General features: G+C 63.9%; 19 protein-coding genes, 2 tRNA genes and 2 pseudogenes. 11 read left to right on the top strand and 12 right to left on the bottom strand.

Annotated elements, in window-relative coordinates:
• The first annotated feature begins 91 nt into the window (after positions 1-91).
• The 4 genes from ACYCVF_RS06150 to lepB all read left to right on the top strand — a co-directional run bounded on the left by ACYCVF_RS06150 (position 92) and on the right by lepB (position 2,622).
• Positions 92-163: transfer RNA gene (locus tag ACYCVF_RS06150), tRNA-Leu, on the top strand.
• A gap of 6 nt (positions 164-169) precedes the next feature.
• A tRNA-OTHER gene (locus ACYCVF_RS06155) sits at positions 170-234 on the top strand.
• Between the two features lie 338 nt (positions 235-572).
• Positions 573-1,724: a slipin family protein gene (locus tag ACYCVF_RS06160; RefSeq protein ID WP_459597896.1), complete on the top strand. Its 1,152-nt coding sequence runs from the start codon at positions 573-575 to the stop codon at positions 1,722-1,724.
• A 157-nt stretch (positions 1,725-1,881) separates the two neighbouring features.
• A complete protein-coding gene (gene lepB, locus ACYCVF_RS06165) occupies positions 1,882-2,622 on the top strand; it encodes a signal peptidase I (protein ID WP_459597898.1) in 741 nt (246 codons plus the stop codon).
• A gap of 82 nt (positions 2,623-2,704) precedes the next feature.
• Here lepB and ACYCVF_RS06170 read toward each other — a convergent pair.
• The 3 genes and pseudogenes from ACYCVF_RS06170 to groES form a co-directional block, all read right to left on the bottom strand.
• Positions 2,705-2,994: pseudogene (locus tag ACYCVF_RS06170) on the bottom strand (GIY-YIG nuclease family protein).
• 147 nt (positions 2,995-3,141) lie between these two features.
• Complete coding sequence (groL, locus tag ACYCVF_RS06175; RefSeq protein WP_063195265.1) at positions 3,142-4,782, bottom strand: chaperonin GroEL; 1,641 nt, start codon at positions 4,780-4,782, stop codon at positions 3,142-3,144.
• A 46-nt stretch (positions 4,783-4,828) separates the two neighbouring features.
• On the bottom strand, positions 4,829-5,143 hold the full coding sequence (groES, locus tag ACYCVF_RS06180; RefSeq protein ID WP_024340799.1) for a co-chaperone GroES: 315 nt from the start codon (positions 5,141-5,143) through the stop codon (positions 4,829-4,831).
• A gap of 376 nt (positions 5,144-5,519) precedes the next feature.
• Here groES and ACYCVF_RS06185 point away from each other — a divergent pair, with 376 nt between their 5' ends.
• Positions 5,520-5,807 (top strand): usg protein, encoded by a 288-nt coding sequence (locus ACYCVF_RS06185; RefSeq protein WP_024340798.1) that lies wholly within the window; start codon positions 5,520-5,522, stop codon positions 5,805-5,807.
• A gap of 8 nt (positions 5,808-5,815) precedes the next feature.
• On the opposite strand, the gene ACYCVF_RS06190 is transcribed toward ACYCVF_RS06185, so the two are convergent.
• The gene (locus ACYCVF_RS06190) at positions 5,816-7,945 is read right to left on the bottom strand and encodes an O-linked N-acetylglucosamine transferase, SPINDLY family protein (RefSeq protein ID WP_459597902.1); all 2,130 of its coding nucleotides are present in this window, start codon (positions 7,943-7,945) and stop codon (positions 5,816-5,818) included.
• A gap of 218 nt (positions 7,946-8,163) precedes the next feature.
• Between ACYCVF_RS06190 and ACYCVF_RS06195 the strand changes: the two genes are divergently transcribed.
• Positions 8,164-8,691, top strand: a complete 528-nt coding sequence (locus ACYCVF_RS06195; RefSeq protein WP_459597904.1) for a cupin domain-containing protein — start codon at positions 8,164-8,166, stop codon at positions 8,689-8,691.
• 132 nt (positions 8,692-8,823) lie between these two features.
• Here the strand turns inward: ACYCVF_RS06195 and ACYCVF_RS06200 are convergent, their stop codons facing one another.
• Positions 8,824-10,092, bottom strand: a complete 1,269-nt coding sequence (locus tag ACYCVF_RS06200) for a NupC/NupG family nucleoside CNT transporter (protein ID WP_459597906.1) — start codon at positions 10,090-10,092, stop codon at positions 8,824-8,826.
• Positions 10,093-10,248: 156 nt separating this feature from the next.
• Here ACYCVF_RS06200 and ACYCVF_RS06205 point away from each other — a divergent pair, with 156 nt between their 5' ends.
• A complete protein-coding gene (locus ACYCVF_RS06205; RefSeq protein WP_459598026.1) occupies positions 10,249-11,487 on the top strand; it encodes an MFS transporter in 1,239 nt (412 codons plus the stop codon).
• 188 nt (positions 11,488-11,675) lie between these two features.
• Here the strand turns inward: ACYCVF_RS06205 and ACYCVF_RS06210 are convergent, their stop codons facing one another.
• The 6 genes from ACYCVF_RS06210 to ACYCVF_RS06235 all read right to left on the bottom strand — a co-directional run bounded on the left by ACYCVF_RS06210 (position 11,676) and on the right by ACYCVF_RS06235 (position 17,228).
• Positions 11,676-12,434: an SDR family oxidoreductase gene (locus ACYCVF_RS06210; RefSeq protein WP_459597908.1), complete on the bottom strand. Its 759-nt coding sequence runs from the start codon at positions 12,432-12,434 to the stop codon at positions 11,676-11,678.
• Between the two features lie 26 nt (positions 12,435-12,460).
• On the bottom strand, positions 12,461-13,219 hold the full coding sequence (locus ACYCVF_RS06215; protein WP_140480345.1) for a proteasome-type protease: 759 nt from the start codon (positions 13,217-13,219) through the stop codon (positions 12,461-12,463).
• A 190-nt stretch (positions 13,220-13,409) separates the two neighbouring features.
• Positions 13,410-13,817 (bottom strand): carboxymuconolactone decarboxylase family protein, encoded by a 408-nt coding sequence (locus ACYCVF_RS06220; protein WP_459597911.1) that lies wholly within the window; start codon positions 13,815-13,817, stop codon positions 13,410-13,412.
• 64 nt (positions 13,818-13,881) lie between these two features.
• A complete protein-coding gene (locus ACYCVF_RS06225; protein WP_459597913.1) occupies positions 13,882-14,730 on the bottom strand; it encodes a transglutaminase family protein in 849 nt (282 codons plus the stop codon).
• Between the two features lie 130 nt (positions 14,731-14,860).
• Entirely contained in the window at positions 14,861-15,805 is a 945-nt protein-coding gene (locus ACYCVF_RS06230) for an alpha-E domain-containing protein (protein ID WP_459597915.1), read from the bottom strand.
• 4 nt (positions 15,806-15,809) lie between these two features.
• Positions 15,810-17,228 carry a circularly permuted type 2 ATP-grasp protein gene (locus ACYCVF_RS06235; protein ID WP_459597917.1) on the bottom strand — a complete coding sequence of 473 codons (1,419 nt, stop codon included), beginning with the start codon at positions 17,226-17,228 and terminating at the stop codon, positions 15,810-15,812.
• Positions 17,229-17,509: 281 nt separating this feature from the next.
• Between ACYCVF_RS06235 and ACYCVF_RS06240 the strand changes: the two genes are divergently transcribed.
• The 3 genes from ACYCVF_RS06240 to ACYCVF_RS06250 are packed head-to-tail and all read left to right on the top strand — an operon-like array spanning position 17,510 to position 19,489.
• Entirely contained in the window at positions 17,510-18,247 is a 738-nt protein-coding gene (locus ACYCVF_RS06240) for a competence/damage-inducible protein A (protein ID WP_459597919.1), read from the top strand.
• A gap of 31 nt (positions 18,248-18,278) precedes the next feature.
• Entirely contained in the window at positions 18,279-18,803 is a 525-nt protein-coding gene (gene gpt, locus ACYCVF_RS06245) for a xanthine phosphoribosyltransferase (protein WP_459597921.1), read from the top strand.
• A gap of 23 nt (positions 18,804-18,826) precedes the next feature.
• On the top strand, positions 18,827-19,489 hold the full coding sequence (locus ACYCVF_RS06250; RefSeq protein WP_459597923.1) for a hypothetical protein: 663 nt from the start codon (positions 18,827-18,829) through the stop codon (positions 19,487-19,489).
• Positions 19,490-19,510: 21 nt separating this feature from the next.
• On the opposite strand, the gene ACYCVF_RS06255 is transcribed toward ACYCVF_RS06250, so the two are convergent.
• Complete coding sequence (locus tag ACYCVF_RS06255; RefSeq protein WP_459597925.1) at positions 19,511-20,533, bottom strand: methionine synthase; 1,023 nt, start codon at positions 20,531-20,533, stop codon at positions 19,511-19,513.
• Between the two features lie 132 nt (positions 20,534-20,665).
• Here ACYCVF_RS06255 and ACYCVF_RS06260 point away from each other — a divergent pair.
• Positions 20,666-21,366 (top strand): annotated as a pseudogene (locus tag ACYCVF_RS06260) (glutathione binding-like protein).
• Positions 21,367-21,587 lie beyond the last annotated feature (221 nt).

The raw sequence follows: 21,587 nt of genomic DNA on the forward strand, positions 1-21,587 counted from the left end.
CCGCTCCTTCGCGATGGCCATGGGTTCGGGCTCTCTGAGATCCCGACTGGCGCGGGCCGGTCTCCGGTTTCGTGTTCCGCCTAACGAAGATGCAGGATGTAGCTCATGGAGAGCGTCGGGGTAAAATCCGAAGGCATCGGTTCGATTCCGATTTCTTGTACCAACCAAAGGATAGCTCAGTTGGGTAGAGCAGGTGACGTTAATCATCGTGTCGCGGGTTCGAATCCCGCTCCAGCGCTCCGTTTCAGTCTGAAAAGCTGATACCTCTGACGAGGACCGGACGCGCGCTTCAGTCGCAGTCCGGCCGTTTGCCGCAAGGCTTTCGTCCGAACCTAGACACTGTGAGACCGGCTCTGCGCCGCGGGTAGATACCGCTTGCGCCGATGCGGGGTGGCTCCGCATGACCGCTCGACACGCGTCGGGCGATCGCGCGCGTGCGCCCGTCATCGTGCAAGCTCAAGCCCCGGCCCGCCCGATTTCCCGGGAAGCGTCGTCCGCGTCCTCACGTCCTTTGCAAGCGAAACCAGCTGTCCGGCCGCGTTCGGCCGGTGGCAACATGATGGAGGCGTGCCATGACCTGGCATTTGCTGATGCTGAACGTGACGGTGAAGGATGGCGAGCGTGCGCTGCTCACGCGCAATGGGCAGCTCGTGCGCGTGCTCGCGCCCGGCAAGCATCGCCTGTTCGATCCCCTGCACGAGCTGAAGGCCGAGGTGCTCGATGTGGTCCGCAGCGAATTCTCCGCGGATCGCTACGCGGTGCTGAAGGCCGCGCGGCCTGATCTGGCCGCCGAGCTGTTCGAGGCGGTCGAGACCACGGCGGACGAGATCGCCATCGTCAGCCTCGACGGGCGGCCCGTGCACCTGATGACGCCCTGGCAGGTGCGTGTCTACTGGAAGGTCGCGACCCGCATCGATGTCGAGCGCATCGATGTGTCCAGCGATGTCCGGGCCGATGCGCGGCACCTGACCATGATCGAGCGGGGCCGCTCGACCGTCGTCAGCGAAACGGTGGTCGAGAACCACGAGGCCGGCCTGCTCTATGTCGAGGGCCGGCTCGTGGAGCGGCTCGCGCCCGGCCGGCACGCCTTCTGGACCGTCGGCCGCAAGATCGAGGTGAAGCGCCTCGACCTGCGGCCCCAGGCGGTCGAGATCACCGCGCAGGAGATGCTGACCAGGGACCGCATCGCGCTGCGGGTGACGCTGACGGCGTTCCGCCGGGTGGTCGATCCCGAGCGGACGGTCGCGGCCGTGCCCGACGTGGATGCGTGGCTGTACCGCCTGGTGCAGTTCGCGATCCGCGAAGCGGTCGCGGGCCGGACGCTGGACGAGGTGCTGTCCGCGAAGGCGGCGCTGGATGCGGAGCTGCGCGACTATGTGCGGGCACGCGTCGCAGAGTCCGGCGTGGAGGTGACCGAGCTCGGCGTCAAGGACGTGATCCTGCCCGGCGAGATCCGGGAGCTGGTGAACAAGGTGGTGGAGGCGGAGCGGGTGGCGAAGGCGAACCTGATCCGCCGGCAGGAGGAGACAGCGGCGACGCGGTCGCTCCTGAACACCGCCCGCCTGATGGAGGAGAACCCCCTGCTGCTGCGGCTCAAGGAGCTGGAGTCGCTGGAGCGGCTGGTCGAGAAGGTCGGCCGCATCGACCTCCATGCCGGCGAAGGCGAGGGCCTCGACGCCCTGCTGACCCGGCTCGTGCGCCTGAAGGCGCCCGAGAGCGTTTGAAGCAGAAGGGTCGCCCACGGGCGGCCCTTCACACCGGTCGCGTCGCTGGCGATGAACGCGCGACGAGGTCCGTGCGACCAAAGTCGCGGAGCGGAGATTGCGCGCATCTCGGAGTTGCGTAATCTCGCACCGACACGGACTTGATCAAGGCAGCTGCATGACCACTCTTCAGGAAACGATCCGGCCGCCGGCGCGGTCGCGGGAATGGAAGGCGATTCTCATCCTGATCCTGCTGATCCCGGTGCTGTGGTCGCCACCGTTCGTGGTTCGCTACTTCCTGTATCACCCGTTCAACATCCCCTCCAATTCGATGGCGCCGACGCTGATGGTCGGCGACTACGTCCTCGCAGCGAAATATGCCTATGGCTACGGCCGCTTTTCGTTTCCTTTCGCGCCGTCCTGGATTTTGGGGCGCATCTTTGCCGCCGAGCCCGAGTATGGAGACATCGTCGTGTTCCGAACGCCAAGGGACACCTCGGTCGAATACGTCAAGCGCGTAGTCGGGCTGCCCGGTGACCGCATCCAGATGCGGCAGGGCCGGCTCTTTCTCAATGAGAAGCCGGTGACTCGCGTCGCCCTGAGGGAGACGGACGGCGAGGTCGCCTGTGGCACCGACGATGCGAAAGTCAGGAATTGGCGCGAGACGCTGCCGAACGGCGCGTCCTACGTGACGTACGACTGCGCCGACGACGGCTATCTCGACAACACCGACGTCTTCACGGTGCCTTCCGGCCATCTGTTCACGCTCGGCGACAACCGCGACAATTCCAGCGACAGCCGCATGCCGACGATCGGCTTCGTGCCGATGGACAACCTCGTGGGCAAGGTGACCCGGATCATCTGGTCGCTCGACGAAGACGGCGAGCCGCGCTTCGAGCGGTTGGGGAAGGTGGAGTGAGGCGGTTCCGTCGCCCATCACCTCGCGCCGTCATTCCGGGGCGGCGCGAAGCGCCGAGCCCGGAATCCATTGATCCGCAAGCTCAGCTCGCAATTTGCGGATACAGGTCGGATCCATTGAGGATTCTTCTCCTCAATGAGCCGAACCTTCCAGTCCCGCCGCCACTTCTTCAATTCCTTTTCGCGTTTGATGGCCGTAGCGGGATCATCGTAGATCTCGAACCAGACCAGCCTGTCAACGGAGTAGCGCTTGCTGAACCCTGCGACGACTTTGTTCTTATTGTTCATGGATGCGGCGGATGATGTCGTTCGTCACGCCGATGTAAAGCGTGCCGTATTTCTTGCTTGCGAGGAGGTAAACGTAATAGGCCATGAGTAAGCGGTGAAATGGATTCCGGCTCGCGACTTCGTCGCCCCCGGAATGACCGATTGTGCTACTGTTGCGTGTGGCAGGCAAAACAAAAACCCCGGCATCGCTGCCGGGGTTTCGCATGTCTCGACCGTACCTGAGAGGCTGGACTTAGAAGTCCATGCCGCCCATGCCGCCGCCCGGGGGCATCGCCGGGCCGGCGCCGCCCTTCTTGGGCAGCTCGGCGACCATGGCTTCCGTGGTGATCAGGAGCGCGGCAACCGAGGCTGCGTTCTGGATCGCGGTGCGGACCACCTTGGTCGGATCGATGATGCCCTTCTTGACGAGGTCGCCGTACTCACCGGTCTGGGAGTCGAAGCCGAAAGCATACGACTTGTTCTCCAGCACCTTGCCGACGATCACCGAGCCGTCTTCACCGGCGTTGATCGCGATCTGGCGGGCGGGAGCCGACAGCGCCTTGCGCACGATCTCGACGCCGGTCTTCTGGTCGTCGTTCTTGGTGCGCAGGCCCTTGAGCTGCTCGGAAGCACGGAGCAGGGCGACGCCGCCGCCCGGGACGATGCCTTCCTCGACAGCCGCGCGGGTCGCATGCATCGCGTCATCAACGCGATCCTTGCGCTCCTTCACCTCGACCTCGGTCGCGCCGCCGACGCGGATCACCGCGACGCCGCCCGCGAGCTTGGCGAGACGCTCCTGGAGCTTCTCACGGTCGTAGTCCGAGGTGGTTTCCTCGATCTGCGCCTTGATCTGGGCCACGCGCGCCTCGATGTCGGCCTTCTTGCCGGCGCCGTTGACGATCGTGGTGTTCTCCTTGTCGATCATCACCTTCTTGGCGCGACCGAGCATGTTGAGCGTGACGTTCTCGAGCTTGATGCCGAGGTCTTCCGAGATCGCCTGGCCGCCGGTGAGGATCGCGATGTCCTGCAGCATGGCCTTGCGGCGATCGCCGAAGCCCGGAGCCTTGACGGCCGCGACCTTCAGGCCGCCGCGCAGACGGTTCACGACCAGGGTCGCGAGGGCTTCGCCCTCGACGTCCTCGGCGACGATCACCAGCGGCTTGCCGGTCTGCACCACGGCTTCCAGCAGCGGCAGCAGCTCGTTCAGCGAGGAGAGCTTCTTCTCGTTGATGAGGATGTAGGCGTCGTCCATCTCAACGCGCATCTTGTCGGCGTTGGTGACGAAGTAGGGCGAGATGTAGCCGCGGTCGAACTGCATGCCCTCGACGACGTCGAGCTCGGTCTCGAGCGACTTGGCTTCCTCGACGGTGATGACACCCTCGTTGCCGACCTTCTTCATGGCGTCGGAGAGGAACTTGCCGATTTCGGCATCGCCGTTGGCGGAGATGGTGCCGACCTGGGCGATCTCGTCGTTCGAGGTGACCTTCTTGGAGTTCTTGACGAGGTCCGCCACGACGGCTTCGACCGCGAGGTCGATACCGCGCTTGAGGTCCATCGGGTTCATGCCGGCGGCGACCGACTTGGCGCCTTCGCGGACGATCGCCTGGGCGAGCACGGTGGCGGTGGTGGTGCCGTCGCCGGCCGCGTCAGCGGACTTGGAGGCGACTTCGCGCACCATCTGCGCGCCCATGTTCTCGAACTTGTCCTCGAGCTCGATCTCCTTGGCGACGGTGACGCCGTCCTTGGTGATGCGGGGAGCGCCGAACGACTTGTCGAGCACGACGTTGCGGCCCTTCGGACCGAGGGTGACCTTCACCGCGTTGGCGAGGATGTCGACGCCGCGCAGCATCTTGTCGCGCGCTTCAACCGAGAATTTGACTTCTTTGGCTGCCATCTGGATTTTTTCCTTGGAATGTTTGACTGGATGGAGTGCGGGCCTGTTAGGCCGCCTTCTTCTTGGACTCGCTGACCTCGAGAACGCCCATCACGTCGCTCTCCTTCATGATCAGCAGGTCCTGGCCGTCGATCTTGACCTCGGTGCCGGACCACTTGCCGAACAGCACGCGGTCGCCGACCTTCAGGTCGATCGGGATCAGCTTGCCGGACTCGTCGCGGCCACCCGGGCCCACGGCGACGACTTCGCCCTGGGAGGGCTTTTCCTTGGCAGTGTCGGGAATGATGATGCCGCCAGCGGTCTTCTCTTCTGCGTCGATGCGCTTGACCACGACGCGGTCGTGAAGCGGACGGAATTTCATGCAGTCCTCCTAAACATTTGCACGAGTTACGGATTTTGAGATTGTTAGCAGTCGTTGCCCGCGAGTGCTAGCACGGGCGAAGCTGAAATAGGGCAGGAATTTTGCGGGGGCAAGGGTTTGTAGCAGAAAAATTAGCACCCCAAAGCGTGGACTGCCAGAATCCCTTCGCCATCGTTAACCGGCGCCGGAGCCGTATTAGCACGGAGTGGGATCTGCTGCTAAAGCATTGAATTTCAACAGCTTGTTAAACTTTTGGGCTTGAGATGAGTTGTCAGTTTGCGTCACATTTCTCACATGTGAGCGCATCTTTTCCGGGTGGCTCCCGGGGCACCGATCCAAGCCACCCCTGAATGCGCTCCTGCAAAGGAGGTTTGGCATGGGACTGCGCGTTGGGGGCGTTTCCGACGATTTCCGGAAACAGATGCTGGGTTACGGGCTGACGACGGCACAAATTCTGTACCGGATGCCGGATCATCCCTCGCTGCTCCAGACCTACGTCTGGCAAAACTACGACATGTTTCCGAAATTTCCGGCGCTGAAGGATTTCCTGGCGTTCTGGCAGGAGAAGCTCGACGGCCCGCTCCATTCGGTCACCGTGGCGCATTCCAAGCTGATCAAGCCGGCCGAGCTGCGCGCCGTGGATGGCGTGTTCCGGCTGCACTGAGGCAGGGATCAGACGCCACCGTTGCAATAGCGTGTCCACATGGCGCGATAGGCGTCGTCCACCGCTCGCGCATATGAGACTGGGTTGCCGAGGGCCGCAGCGTTGATCTGGCTGGGCAGTTCGCGTCGCAATTGATCGAGGTCGCAGATTCGCGCCGCGCGGCTGGCTGCGATGTCGACATACGCCTCATCGCTATCCGCCACCCAGTCCGGTAGCCCAAGCGCGCTGAGAATGGCGCCGGCCGCACGGCTGGGCAGACTGTTCCCGAGCTTCGCCACCACAGGCACGCCCATCTGCAAGGCTTCCAATGTGCTGACGCCGCCGTTCTGTGGGAATGGGTCGAGGGCAATGTCGATACGATTGAACGATGTCAGATGTTCGTCCCGCAGCGTGGCTCCGAGCAGATCGACGCGACTGGCCGGCAGTCGGCAAGCCGCAAATCGTGCCAGCAGCTTGTCGCGGACCAGTTGATCGTCCAGTGCAACATCCTTGATCAGCAGTCGCGAGCCGGGGACCCGCTCGAGAATCCTGGACCAGACGGCCGCGGCCTCGTCCGAAATCTTGCTGATGCGGTTGAACACACCGAACGTCACGAAGCCGTTCGAGAGAGCCGGCGCCCGCGCCCGCGCAATCCGCCCCGGCAGCGGCGCGAGCGTCACGAAGCACGGCAGGTCGACGACGGTCTCCGCAAAAAGATGCCGAACCGCAACCGGAATCGCGACGGGGTCCGAGAACAGATAATCGATCGTCGGCAGCCCGGTGCCGGTGCCATGGCCCCATCCATGGACCTGGATCGGCGCCGGCTTGCGCGCAAACACGCCGAGGCGGTTTCCTCTGGTGTGGCCGGACAGATCGATCAGGATATCGACATGATCGGCGCGAATCTGAGCGGCGAGACGATCGTCGGTCCATTGCGCGGCGTCGCGCCAGCGGTCGGCGATCCCCTGAAATTCGCTTGTCGTCGCATCCACTTTCGAAGAGCAAGAGTAGCACACGATTTCGAACCGTGCCCGGTCATGGTGTTGCAGGACCGGCTTGAAAATGAACGCGGCCGAATGCGCATTGAAGTCCGACGAGACGTAGCCGAGCACGAGACGGCGGTTCGGATCCCGGTTGTTGCCATGCGGTGCCGCCGCTTCTGAAGCGATCTTCGCTCCGATCCGCTCCCACCAGACTCGCCGCGCTTGCTGATGCTGTTCAACGCTGGCGTTCGGCGCGAAATCGAGCGTGAATATCTTGCTGGAGATCGCGCTCTGCAGGTCGGACCGGATGTCGAGAGCTCTGTCGAAGCTGTCGAGGGCTTCGTCGACCCGGCCCAGCCCGGCGAGGCAAAGGCCCAGCACCAGGTGGGCTTGATCTGAATCGGGAGCGATTGCGAGAGCCCTCTCGCAATCGGACAATGCCTCGGCAATTTGCTGGGTCTGGAGCAGGACATTGGCACGCCAGAGCCACCCGTTCACGTCGCCGGGTGCCAGGGCGATTGCGCGATTGCAGTCCGCCATGGCCTCGTCAAATCGCCGTAGCTCCCGCAATGCAACGGCGCGGTTCGCAAGCGCGGCGGCATAGTCGGGCTTGATCGAGAGCGCGCGGTTCAAGCTTGCGAGAGCCTCGTCATAGTTGCGCAAGCGGCAGAGCGCAGACCCCCGGCCGTTGTGGGCCTCGGCAAGGTTTCCATCGATTGCGAGCGCCCTGTCGTAGCTATCGAGCGATTCGTGGTGAAGATCGAGGGCCGCGCTAGCATTGCCGAGATTGGACAGGGCGAGGGCGTAGTTGGGTCGCAAGGCGAGGGCCTTTCGATAGCTCTCGCGGGCCTCTTCGTGACGCTTGAGCCCGTTCAGCGCGACGCCCAAGCTCACATGAGCTTCGGCAGATCGCGGATCCACGGCAACCGCTCGGCTCAGTAAGCTTTCAGCCTGTTGATAGTTTTTGGCATCGGACTCCAAAGTGCCGAGCATATGCAGCGCAATGAATTGGTTGGGCGCGATCTGCAGGAGTTGGCGATAGGCCGCCTGGGCCTCGGAGAGGAGTCCCGTCTTGTGCAACTGGAGTGCGTGCCCGAGCAATGGCAGCACTTCGGCCTTTTGCCGTTTCTGAAGCCGGGCATTGTGGAATGCACGCCGACCGACGCTGTTGCTCATGGATCAATTCCCCCAGAATCTCTCGGCGAGCCTAGTTCAGCGGGAAAATGAATTCGAGACGATGCCCCCTCGCCAGGACAGCCTGGGACAAGCTACGGCCGGTCGGGTTCGTCGAGCATTCCCGCAAGCCTCGCAATTGCTGCCTCGCCCAAGACTGGGTAATCTGCTCTCGAGTTGTGCCCGGCCGGCGGGCGCGGCTCAGATCAGGGAGGCAGACAATGGCCAAGCAAAAGGCATCAAGACCCGCAACGAAGACCGCGGTGAAGAAGCGGAGCGGCGTCAAGGCTTCCGCGCGATCCTCGGCACGCAAGGCGGTGAAGGCAAAGGCGCGCACCGTCGCTCCGAAGAAGGCCGCGCGGCCGAAGCAGCGCATCGCCATCAGCCATCACCGTGAGGAGGATTTCAAGGCCGACGGTCTGCGTGCCTATGCCAAGTACCGCGATCTCGGCATCGCAGAGGCGACCCACGGCCTCGCGCAGGCGCATGTGATCCGGCTGCAGGGCCCGTGCAATCCCGCGGAAGTGTCGAAGCTGCACTTTCACGACGTCGAATTCCAGATGGTCTACGTGCTCAAGGGCTGGGTGAAGACCTATATGGACGGGCAGGGCGAGACCTTGATGAAGCAAGGCAGCGCCTGGACGCAGCCGCCGAAGATCAGGCACATGATTTTGGATTATTCGGACGATGTCGAACTGCTGGAGGTGATCCTGCCGGCGGAGTTCAAGACGGTGGAGCTGAAGGCGTAGGGGGCTGTCTGAAACCCGCACACATCTCTGTCCACTCGTCATTGCGAGCGAAGCGAAGCAATCCAGAAATGCATCTGCGGGAACGGTCTGGATTGCTTCGTCGCAAGGGCTCCTCGCAATGACGGCAGGAGCCTACGCCAGCACCCCCACCACGGCCCCCATCAAGCACGTGGTCAGCGTGCCCGACACGATCGACTTCAGCCCGAGCGCGTTGATCTCCTCCCGCCGATCCGGCGCCATCACGCCCAGGCCGCCGATCATGATGCCGAGGCTGGCGAAATTGGCGAAGCCGCACATCGCGTAGAGCATGATCAGACGCGAGCGCGCATCGAGCGCGTCGACCGGCAGCTTCGAAAAGTCGACATAGGCGATCAACTCGTTGAGCACGGTCTTGGTGCCCATCAGGCTGCCGGCGGTGATCGCCTGGTCCCACGGCAACCCCATCAGCCAGCACACCGGCGCCATGACCAGGCCGAGCAGGCGCTGCAGCGAGATCGCGGCGCCGCCGATGTTTGGCAGAAGGCCGAGTATGGCGTTGACGAGATAGACCAGCGCCACCAGCACCAGCAGCATGGCGACGATGTTGAGCAGCAGTTCGAGCCCTGCGCTCGTGCCTTTCACGATCGCATCCATCGTGCTGGAGACTTCCATCTCGGGATCGCAAGCAACCCGGGGATCCTCCAGCGTGCCGCCGGTGCGCTTGTCTGAGGTCTCGGGTATCATGATCAGGCTGACGAGGATCGCGGCCGGTGCGCCCAGCACGGACGCGATGACGAAATGCGCGGCGGCATCGGGGATGAGGGGCGCCAGCAGCGTCGCATAGAGCACCAGCACCGTGCCGGCGATGCCGGCCATGCCGCCCGTCATTACCAGGAAGAGCTCGCTGCGTGTCATCTGCTTCAGATACGGCCGTACGAACAGCGGCGCCTCGACCATGCCGAGGAAAATGTTGGCTGCGGTCGACAGCCCCACGGCGCCGCCGACGCCCAGCGTGCGTTCGAGCAGCCAAGCCATGCCGCGCACGATCGGCGGCAGCACGCGCCAATAGAACAGCAGTGTCGTCAGCACGCTCATGACCAGCACGATCGGCAGCGCCTGGAACGCCAGGATGAAATCGGCGCCGGGCGCTTTTGGATCAAACGGCGGGGGACCGCCGCCGATATAGCCGAACACGAACGAGGAGCCGGCGCGCGAGGCCGCGGAGATCGTGCCGACCGCGTCGTTGATGGCGCCGAAGGCGCGCGCGACAACGGGCACCTTCAACAGTACGATCGCGGTGACGAAGGTGGCGACGAGGCCGATCGCCGCCTGCCGCAGCGAGACGGCGCGCCGATTCTCTGCCAGCGCGAAGGCGATCAGCAGCAATGCGAAAATGCCGAGTGCCGATTGCAGCCGCAGCATGATGTCCCCAAACCTTCAATGATTATGGCCGCGCCTGCGATGCAAAGGCAATGCGGGACATGTTGCAGACGTCCCGTTGTTGACAAGCTGGCCCGCCTCAGTCACGCGGAGCCTTGAGATCAGGGGGCGGACGGCCCGGGGGTGACCCAACAGGCGATGCCAGAGCAGCCGATATCAGCCAATCCGCCGGTCAGCGCCCGCGCGCTCCTCTCCCACCGCACGTTCCTGTTCTTTCTGCTCTCGCGCAGCCTGTCGCGCTTTTCCAGCCAGATCGCGGCGGTCGCGATCGGTTGGCAGATCTACGATCTCACCGGCTCGGCCTTCGATCTCGGCATGGTCGGCCTCGTGCAGTTCCTCCCAACAGCGCTGTTGGTGTTCGTCGCCGGCCATGCCGCCGACCGCTACGAGCGCAAGCGCGTGGTCCAGCTCTGCCAACTCGTGGAGGCGGCGACCGCGCTCTATCTCGCCGTCATCACCTATCTCGGCGTGGCTGGCGAGGTGCAGATATTCATCGCGACCTTCATGCTCGGCATTGCCGGCGCCTTCGAGAGCCCGACCACGGCGGCGCTGCTGCCGCTGATCGCACCCCAAGGCTCGCTCCAGCGTGCCACCGCCGTCTCCAGCGGCGCGGCGCAGGTTGCGACCATCACCGGGCCGGCGCTCGGCGGTCTTGCCTACGCCGTGGCGCCGCATCTCGCCTATGCGTTGATGGTGCTGTTCTGGATCCTGGGGATGATCCTGACCGGCTTCGTCCGGCCGCGTCCGCAGGCGGTGGCCAGGGAGGGGACAAGCTCGGACAATATTTTCGCGGGCGTCCGCTTCATCCGCAGCAATCCGGCGATCCTCGGCACCATCTCGCTCGATCTGTTCGCGGTGCTGTTCGGCGGCGTCACCGCGCTGTTGCCGATCTATGCCCGCGACATCCTCCAGACCGGCCCGATCGGGCTCGGCGTGCTGCGTGCGGCGCCGGCCGTCGGCGCGCTGCTGATGACCATGGTGCTGGCCCGTCATGCCATCTCGCGTCACGTCGGCTTGCGCATGTTCCAGGCCGTGATCGTGTTCGGCGTTGCCACCATCGTGTTCGCGCTGTCGTCCTGGATGTGGCTGTCGGTGCTCGCGCTCGCCGTGCTCGGCGCAGCCGATACGATCAGCGTCGTGATCCGCTTCTCGCTGGTTCAGCTCTCAACCCCCGACGAGATGCGCGGCCGCGTCGGTGCGGTCAACTTCCTCTTCATCAACGCCTCGAACCAGCTCGGCCAGTTCGAGAGCGGCGTGGCGGCCGCGCTGTTCGGCGCGATGCCGGCGGCGGTGCTCGGCGGCGTTGCCACGGTCGCGGTGGCGCTGCTCTGGATGAAGCTGTTTCCGAGCCTGCGGAAGGTGGAGAGCTTGGAGTAGTCCTCCGTCCTCTCCACGTCATTGCGAGGAGCGGAGCGACGAAGCAATCCAGAATCGTGCTGCGGAGGCAGTTTGGATTGCTTCGCTGCGCTCGCAATGACGGGGCTTAACTCGCGTAACCCCCGCAGCCAGCAACAACAGGCGCCCCTTGACGCCTACTGTGCATGGGGTTGTTTCGCGAGTTTCCGTCAGCCCCGCCCCACGAACGGCATCTTGGTCGCCATCACCGTCATGGTCAGCACGTTGGCGTCGAGCGGCAGGCTTGCCATGTAGGCGACCGCGTCACCGACCGCTTTCGCGTCCATGCGCGGCTCGTGCTTGGTCGTGCCGTCAGGCTGCAGCACGCCGGGGCCGTTGACCATGCGGTCCGTCATCGGAGTCGCGGCATTGCCGATGTCGACCTGGCCGACCGCGATGTCGTACATCCGGCCGTCGAGATTGCTGGCCTTGGTCAGGCCCGTGATGGCGTGCTTGGTCGAGGTATAGGCCGCCGAGAACGGCCGCGGCGCATGCGCCGAGATCGAGCCGTTGTTGATGATGCGGCCACCGCGCGGGTTCTGGTCCTTCATGATGCGGAAGGCGTGCTGGGTGCACAGGAACGGGCCGGTCAGGTTAGTGTTCACCACCGCCTGCCACTGCTCGAGGCTGAGGTCCTCGAAGTTCACCGCCGGCGCGCCCATGCCGGCATTGTTGAAGAGCACGTCGAGCCGGCCATAGGTCGCCTTCACCTTGTCGAACAGTGCCGCGATCGAATCCGGCTTGGTCATGTCGGCGGGGACGCAGAGGCTTTTTCCCGCCGGGCCAAGCTTCGCCGTCTCCTCGAGCATGTCGAGCCGGCGGCCTGCGAGCACCACGGTGAAGCCGGCGTTCATCAGCGCCAGCGACGCCGCGCGCCCGACGCCGGTTCCGGCGCCCGTCACCAATGCGATCTTTTTCGCTTCACTCATCGTTTCCTGCCTTTTCCATCAAGCTGTCAGGTTTTCGGTTCTTTTTCGTTCTTGTAGGGCGGCCGCGGGATGTTCTGGTGCGCCGCGCGCAAGGCTGCCGACCAGCGCGAGCGCAGATCGTGGAAATAGGGCTCGCCCGCCTCGATGCGGTGATTGAGATCGGCCTCGCAGGCGTCTGCGCGTACCACCAGCACGTCGATCGGCAGGCCCACGCCGAGGTTCGAGCGCATGGTCGAGTCCATCGAGATCAGGCCGGTCTTCAGCGCCTCGTAGAGCTCGACGTCGTAATGCATGGCGCGGTCGAGCACCGGCTTCCCGTATTTGTGCTCGCCGATCTGCAGGTACGGCGTGTCAGTGGTGCACTCGATGAAATTGCCGGCGGTGTAGACCATGAACAGGCGCATCCGCGAGCCCTTGATCTGGCCGCCGAACAGGAAGGAGACGTCGAACGAGACGTCTTCGGATTTCAGCGCCGGTCCTTCGGTCGCATGCACCGCCCGGATCGCCCGCCCGATGCGCTGCGCAGCCTGGAACATGGTCGGCGCGTTCATCAGCGTCTCGATCTCGCCCGTGTCGGGGTCTTCCAGGCCTTCGGTCAGCGTGGAGAGCACGGACTGGCTGATGGCAAGGTTGCCGGCGCTGGCGATCGCCATGATGCGTTCGCCGGGCTTGGAGAAGATGTGCAGCTTGCGGAAGGTCGAGACGTTGTCGAGACCGGCATTGGTGCGGGTGTCGGCGATCATCACCAGACCGTCCCGAACCAGGATTCCGCAGCAATAGGTCATTTCCAGTCCCCGAACGCGTTTGCGCGGAATTACTAGCCAATTTCGGGGGCCGGTCCAACCCCCGATTCCGGGCGTCATTCCGGAGCGCGACGACGTCGCGAGCCCGGAATCCATTCATCCACGAACTTTGTGGCCCGATAGATTCCGGGCCCGCGCTGCGCGCGCCCGGAATGACAGCCAACTTTGTCGCTCAATCCGCCGCATCGACCAGAAACGCCTCGTCGACCGGCACGCCGAGCGCTGTGACCAGGCGGTTCGTCTCGGCGGCCATCCCGACGATGGCGAGGAACTCGCCATATTCGGCCTCGGTCATGCCCTTGGCCCGTGCCGCGGCCGTGTGCGAATGGATGCAGTAGCTGCAGCCATGCGCGATCGAAACCGCGACATAGAGCATTTCCTTGGTCTTGGGATCGAGCGCGCCGGGAGCCATCACTTCCTTGATGCTCTCCCAGGTCCGCCGCAGCGTCTTCGGATCATGCGCCAGCGCGCGCCAGAAATTGTTGACGAAATCCGACCCGCGCACCTTTCGGATATCGTCAAAAACGGCGCGCGCCTCGCTGGAGAGTTCGTCGTCCGAAAGCAGTCTTACAGTCGCCATGGGCCACCTCGCGGGTCTGATCTGATCCTGCGATTGTAGCACGGCGCATGCGCTCGGCCGCCACCTAGCTCTGCCGTTGTGACTGTGATTGCGACTGCCCGCCGCGGCCGGCCTGCTCGACCTTGACGGACACCGTCAGCGTTTCGGTGCCGCCGCCATAGCGTGTGCCACGCACCGGCGCCGCGCCGAGATAGTCGAGCCCGATCGCAACGCGGACATGGGCGTCGGTGGCGCAGATGCTGTTGGCCGGATCGAAGCCGACCCAGCCGAGATCGGGGACGTAGGCCTCGGCCCAGGCGTGGCCGGCGTCCTGGTGCACCGTGCCGTCCGAGCGCAGGAAGTGGCCGGAGACGAAGCGCGCCGGCACCCCGCCGCTGCGGGCGCAGGCGATGAAGATATGCGCGTAGTCCTGGCAGACGCCGCGCTTGAGCGTGAACGCTTCGGCCGCCGAGGTGCCGCTGTTGGTCGGGTCCTCGTCGAAGGTCATGTGATCGCTGATCTCGGCCATCAACGTATGCAGGAAGCCGAGCGTGTCGTTCTCTGCTTCGCTGCGCAACTGGCGCGCAACCGCCATCATCGCCGGATTGACGGAGGTGAGGTCGGTGGAGCGCAGAAACATGCCGGCTGGAAACCGCTCGTCTGCGCCGCGCAGCACGCCGCCGGTGTCATGGGTCTCGATCAGGCCCTCGGCGGTGATCTTGATGTCGTCGACCGGTCCGCAAGTCAGCACATGGGTGACGTTGCCGAAGGCGTCCTCGTGTGTGTCGAGCTTGGTGTCGGTCGAGACGTCGATCTGCCATTCCGCCACATACTGCCCGTCATGGCTGCCGGGCGTCATGCGCAGGATCTGGATCACGCTCGTGGCCGGCGGCTCGTAGCGATAGGTCGTCGTGTGATGGATTCGCAGGCGCATGGTGGACCGTTGTTCTTGCGTCGTCATTCCGGGGCGATGCGCGAGCATCGAACTATGGTGCGCAATTGCGCACCTGAGAATCTCGAGATTCCGGGTTCGCCCTTCGGGCGCCCCGGAATGACGGCACTTGTCAGATCAAATACTGCTTCGTGATGATTTCGCCCAGCCTGGAATTGTCCGCGATGAATTCCTGAATGAATTCATGCACACCATGCTGGAAAATGTCATCCATATTACTGTGTTCCAGCCGGTTGCGGATGCCGCGGGCGTGGCGCTGGGCCGGGCCCTGGCGGCCATAGGCGACGCCGATCTGGTCGAGGTTGCGCACGAGGTTCCCGTAGCAGCTTGCGAGCGAGCGCGGCAGCGTGTCGTTGAGAATCAAGAGATCCGCGATCAGCCACGGCTTCAGCGTCTCGCGATAGACCCAGTGATAGGCCGTCAGCGCCGAAACCGAGCGCAGGATCGAGCTCCACTGATAGAAGTCCAGCGGACCGCCGACATGCTCCTCCTCGGGCAGCAAGACGTGATATTTCACGTCGAGAATGCGCGCGGTGTTGTCGGCGCGCTCCAGATGCACGCCCATCCGCGAGAACCAGTAGGCGTCGTTGCGCAGCATGGTCCGGTAGGCGGAGCCGTCGAAGCGCAGCGAGGTCTCCTGCACGAAGCGCAGGAACTTCGCGAGGTCCTCGCGCGTCGAAGTGCCCTTGCTCCACACCGCCTGAAGCTCGATCCAGGCCGAGTTGATGGTGTCCCACATCTCGCTGGTCAGTGCCGTGCGCACCGAGCGCGAGTTCAGTCGCGCCGCTTCGATGCAGTTCCTGATCGAAGACGGGTTGTTCGGCGAGAACGAGAGATACTCGACGACGTTGTGTTCGTTGGCTTCCTCATAGGTTTGATAGAAGCTCGCGGCGACGCCGGCGGTGAGCAGCGCGGAGTCCCATTCGTTGGTCTTGCCGATATAGGCGGCGGGAAGCGCGGTGACGCGCAGGGTCGCATCGATGGTACGCGCGAGATATTCGGCCCGTTCGACGTAGCGGGCGAGCCAGTAGAGGTTTTCGGCGGTACGCGACAGCATCTCTCTACTCGTCCAAAATCCAGGTGTCTTTGGTGCCGCCGCCCTGGCTCGAATTCACCACCAGGGAGCCTTCCTTCAACGCGACGCGGGTCAATCCGCCGGGTACGATGGTGGTGTTCTTGCTGCCCGTGAGCACGAACGGCCGCAGATCGACATGGCGCGGAGCGAGGCCGGATGCGGTGCAGGTCGGGCAGGTCGAGAGCGCCAGCGTCGGCTGCGCGATGAAACCTTCCGGCTCGCGCTTGAGCTTGTCGCGGAAGGCTTCGATCGTGGCCTTCGTGGCGGCAGGGCCGATCAGCATGCCGTAGCCGCCGGAGCCATGCACTTCCTTGACGACGAGTTCGCCGAGATTGTCCAGCACATAGGCGAGGTCCTTCGGCTCGCGGCAGCGCCAGGTCGGCACGTTCTTCAGGATCGGCTCCTCGCCGAGGTAGAACTTCACGATATCAGGCATGTAGGAGTAGATCGCCTTGTCGTCGGCGATGCCGGTACCGACGGCGTTGGCGAGCGTGATGTTGCCGGCCGCGTAGGCCGACATCAGACCGGGCACGCCGAGCACGGAGTCGGGACGGAAGGTGAGGGGATCGAGGAAATCGTCGTCGACGCGGCGATAGATCACGTCGACCCGCTTCAACCCTTCCGTCGTCCGCATGAACACTTCGTCGTTCTTGACGATGAGGTCACGGCCTTCGACCAGTTCGATGCCGAGCTTGTCGGCCAGGAACGAGTGTTCGTAATAGGCCGAGTTGTAGACGCCCGGCGTCAGCAGGGCGACCGTCGGCTCGCCCGATGCGCCTTGCGGGGCGACCGAGCGCAGGGCCGAGAGCAGTTCGTCCGGGTAGCGTTCGACCGGCGCCACCCTGTGGCGTGCGAACAGGTCCGGAAACAGCCGCATCATGATCTCGCGGTTTTCCAGCATGTAGGACACGCCCGAAGGCGTGCGCGCATTGTCCTCCAGCACGATGAAGTCCTCGGCGTCGACCCGGACGATGTCGATGCCGGCGATGTGCACATAAACATCGTGCGGCACCTGCTGGCCGTTCATCTCGGGGCGGAACACCGGGTTCTGGAAGATCAGATCGTCGGGCACGATCTCGGCGCGAAGGATGTCGCGGCCGTGGTAGATGTCGCGCAGGAACATGTTGAGCGCGCGCACACGCTGCTTCAGGCCCTTCTCCAGCAGCGCCCATTCCTTGCCGGATATGATCCGCGGGATCACGTCGAATGGGATCAGGCGCTCGGTGGACTCGGAATCGCCGTAGACCGCGAAAGTAATGCCGATCCGCCGGAACAGGAGCTCGGCCTCCTGGCGCCGATATTCGAGCGCCTCGGGAGGCGTGTCCTTGAGCCAACGCGCCAGCTCCTGATAGGCAGGGCGAAGATCCCCGCCGGGAATATTCATTTCGTCAAACGCGACTGCCATAGAATCCGACTGTTCTCCCCCAGGCGTTGCGCCATTGATCAGGTCGTTTCGGCTTGCCGAGGACCGCAACGTCCTGTGGCCATGCCGTGAGAGTGCATGACTTCCATAGGAGGTAGCAAGGGCCGGGCCAGCGCGATAAGCATGGAGGAGGGGCATTTGCCGGGGACGGCCGGCGACTTGCCTGAAAAAATGGCTGAGGACTGCTCAATTGAGAAGCAAAACCACGTGACTTCAACGCGTTACCTCGGCAAAGTCGGCGTCACAGGTGAGGGACTTACGGTATGAGCGACATCGTCACGGCGGGTATTCTGGTCATTGGGGACGAAATCCTGTCGGGCCGGACCAAGGACAAGAATATCGGCTTCATCGCCGAATACCTGACCAATATCGGCATCGATCTGAAGGAGGTCCGGGTCGTTTCCGACGACGAGGCCGACATCATCGCCGCTCTGGACGCACTGCGGCATCGCTACACCTACGTCTTCACGACGGGCGGCATCGGCCCGACCCATGACGACATCACCGCCGACGCCGTCGCCAAGGCGTTCGGCGTCGGCATCGACCATCACCCGGAGGTCGTCGCCCGCTTCCGCGAGCGCTGGAGCGAGCAGGACCTCAATGAGGCCCGCCTGCGCATGGCCCGTATCCCCGACGGTGCCGAGCTGATCCAGAGCGCGACCATCCTCGCTCCCGGTTTCAAGATCGGCAACGTCATCGTCATGGCCGGCGTGCCGTCGATCATGCAGGCGATGATGGACATCGTTTCTCCCAAGCTGAAGTCGGGTGTGCGCATGCTCTCCGAATCGGTCCGCGCCAATGCGCGGGAGGGCGATATCGGCGGTCCATTGCGGGCGATCGCCGCCGCTCACCCCGACACCATCATCGGCAGTTATCCCTTCATGGACGAGGAGCAGAAGCCGAACACCAATCTCGTGGTGCGCTCGCGCGATCCGGAGAAGCTCGCCGCGGCCATGGCGGCGGTGAAGGAAATGCTGGTGGGACTGAATATCACGCGCTAGCAGAAGACGTTTGAGACGAATGGAGACGACGATGGGTGACGCACCGGAGCTGAGCGCGCAGGAGCGCGCGGGCAGGCCCTTTCCGGTTTCGTGGGACCAGTTCCATCGGGATTGCCGGGCGCTCACCTGGCGACTGAACGAAGTCGGCCCGTTCCATGCCGTGATTGCGATCACCCGCGGCGGCCTCGTGCCAGCAGCGATCGTGGCGCGAGAGCTCGGCGTGCGCATCATCGATACCGTCTGCATCGCCAGCTACGACCACACCAAGCAGGGCGAGCTGAAGGTGCTCAAGGGCATCTCGGACGAAGTGATGAAGCTCGGCGGCGGCACCGGCAGGGGCCTCCTGATCGTCGACGATCTCGTCGACACCGGCAAGACCGGCAAGCTGGTGCGCGAGATGCTGCCGGAGGCCCATTTCGCCACCGTCTACGCCAAGCCGATGGGACGCCCGCTGGTCGATACTTTCATCACGGAAGTATCGCAGGACACCTGGATCTTCTTCCCCTGGGACACCGCGTTGTCCTATCACCCGCCGCTGCGCGACGGGGCGGCGTGACCAGAGCGAGTGGCGAGTAGCGAATGGCGAGTAGCACTGTGCCCACTCGCTATTCGCTATTCGCCGCTCGCCCCCTTCAGAACCGCGTCACACCGACCGGCGACATCATCGCCACCCCCCATCGCGGCCTGTTCACAGGCAATCGCGGCATCATCCACGATCCCGCGACCAGGACGCTTCTGAAGAAGCGCTGGTCCTCGCCGGCCTGGATCACGTGCCTGTGCGAATTTCGCGGCTGGCGGCGGCCGGTGATGGCGCGGCGGAGCTGGACCGAGCTGTTCTTTCTCGACGAGGCGACGGCCTTTGCTGCGGGCCATCGCCCCTGCTTCTTCTGCCGTCGTGACGATGCCAAACGATTCCGCGCGGCTTGGCAGAAGGGCAATGGCGTTAGCGACGTGAGCGCGAAGGCAATGGATGCCGTCCTGCATCAGGAGCGCCTCGATCACGGCAGGAAGCGCCTGCATGCGCTACCCGTGCCGCTCGCAGAACTGCCCGACGGCCCGATGGTGCAGCAGGGCGAGGAGAGCTTTCTCGTGACGCAAGGCAAGCCGCTGCTGTGGTCGCCGGCCGGCTATATCGCCGTCGAGCGTCAGCTTGACGACGCGAAGTTGCTGACGCCGCCCTCGACGGTGCGTGCGCTCGCCGCCGGCTACGTGCCGGTGCTGCATCCGACCGCGTTGCCCTAGCCGCGGCAATCAGCGATTCGACTATCCCAGCTTCTCGCGCGCCAGCGCGGCGCCGGCGCCGAGCGCCATCAGCTTGGCTTCGGCGATCTCGCGCCGCATCGGCGCCATGCCGCAATTGGTGGTGGCGATGATGTTGCTCTTGGGCACGAATTGCGACACCGCGTCGATCACCTTCACGACGTCCTCGGCGGTCTCCACCGTGTCGCTGGCGACGTCGATCACGCCGGCCTGCACGATCTTGGTCTTGAGCAGCGCCAGCAGGTCGAGCGGCACCTTGGAATTGCGGCACTCGATCGCGACCTGCTGGATCGGGCTCGCGTCGATCGCCGGGAAGATCTGCTCGTACTGCCGCCATTGCGTGCCGAGCGTTTCCTTCCAGTCGGTGTTGGCCTTGATGCCGTAGCCGTAGCAGATGTGCACCGCAGTGGCGCAGGTCAGGCCCTGCGCGGCGCGTTCCAGCGCCTTGATGCCCCAGTCGTTGACCTCGTCCATGTAGACGTTGAAGGCGGGCTCGTCGAATTGCACGAGATCGATGCCGTCGGCCTGCAGCGCCTTGGCCTCCTCGTTGAGCAGCTCGGCGAAGGCAAAGGCCATCTTCACGCGGTCGCCATAGTAGCGGTCCGCGATCGTGTCGATGATGGTCATCGGGCCCGGCAGGGTGAACTTCAGCTTCTTCTTCGTATGAGTCCGCGCCACGCGCGCCTCGAAGGCATGGACGCGTTCCTTGAGCCGGAGCGGGGCGACCACTTGCGGCACCATCGCCTTGTAGCGATCCTTGCGGATGCCCATCTCGACCTTGTGGGCGAAATCGATGCCCTCGATCTTCTCCAGGAAGCCGTGAACGAAATGCTGCCGGGCCTGCTCGCCCTCGGTGATGATGTCGATCCCGGCGTCCTCCTGGACCTTCAGCCAGATCAGGGTCGCGTCGCGCTTGGCCCGGAGAAGCTCGTCGCCCTGTGACTTCCAGGGCGCCCAGAGCATGTTGGGCTCGGCCAGCCATTCCGGCTTCGGCAAGGAGCCGGCGATCGTGGTTGGAAACAGCATGGCGGCCCTCCCGGCAGGTTGTGTTGCGCCTCTTCCTGCCATGACTTAACGTCGAGGTACAGAACAACAAAGGTCGCTCTCTATTCCGACCGCGATGACAGGGAAGGCCAAGGAAAGGTCAAGGGAAAGGTCGTGATCGATCTCTATTACGCGCCGACGCCGAACGGCTGGAAAATCTCCATCATGCTGGAGGAACTCGGGCTTCCCTACAACGTGAAGCCCGTCAACATTCGCGCCGGCGAGCAGTTCGCCCCCGAGTTTCTCACGATCTCGCCCAACAATCGTATCCCGGCGATCGTCGATCACGATCCAGCCGATGGCGGTGCCCCGTTCTCAGCCTTCGAGACGGCGCGATCCTGATCTATCTCGCGGAAAAGACCGGCCGGTTCTTGCCGACGGACTTGTGCGGGCGTTCGACCACCATCCAGTGGGTGATGTGGCAGATGGCAGGGCTGGGACCCATGCTCGGCCAGCACGGCCATTTCGCGCTCTATGCGGCCGAGAAGATCCCTTATGCGATCCAACGCTACCGCGATGAGGCGGCACGGCTCTACGGCGTGCTCGACCGGCAGCTCGGCAAAACCGGTACCTATGTGGCCGGCGATTATTCGATTGCCGACATCGCCTGCTTTCCGTGGACCATGACCCACAAGGCGCAGGGCTTTACACTCGACGACTATCCGAACGTGAAACGCTGGTACGCCGAGGTCCGCGCGAGGCCGCAGGTGCAGGCGGGGCTGGCGATCGGCAAGTTCGTCAAAGAGCCGTTCGACGAGGAATCACGCAAGATCATGTTCGGCCAGCGTGCGAAGGAATCGTTGGGAAAGAAGTAAGGCTAGCTCTCTCCTCGTCGTCATTGCGAGGAGCGAAGCGACGAAGCAATCCAGACCGTCGCTGCGGAACGATTCTGGATTGCTTCGCTACGCCCGCAATGATGTTGTGGACGGCCCCACCTGAACGGCATCAAGTGCCAAAACGTGGTCGCCGGAGCGCCACAAAGAGGGAGGCCGTCCATGGCGAAGTTTATCAGAGCGGCGATTGATCTGGGCAAGAA

It is taken from the genome of Bradyrhizobium cedriense, assembly GCF_054602315.1.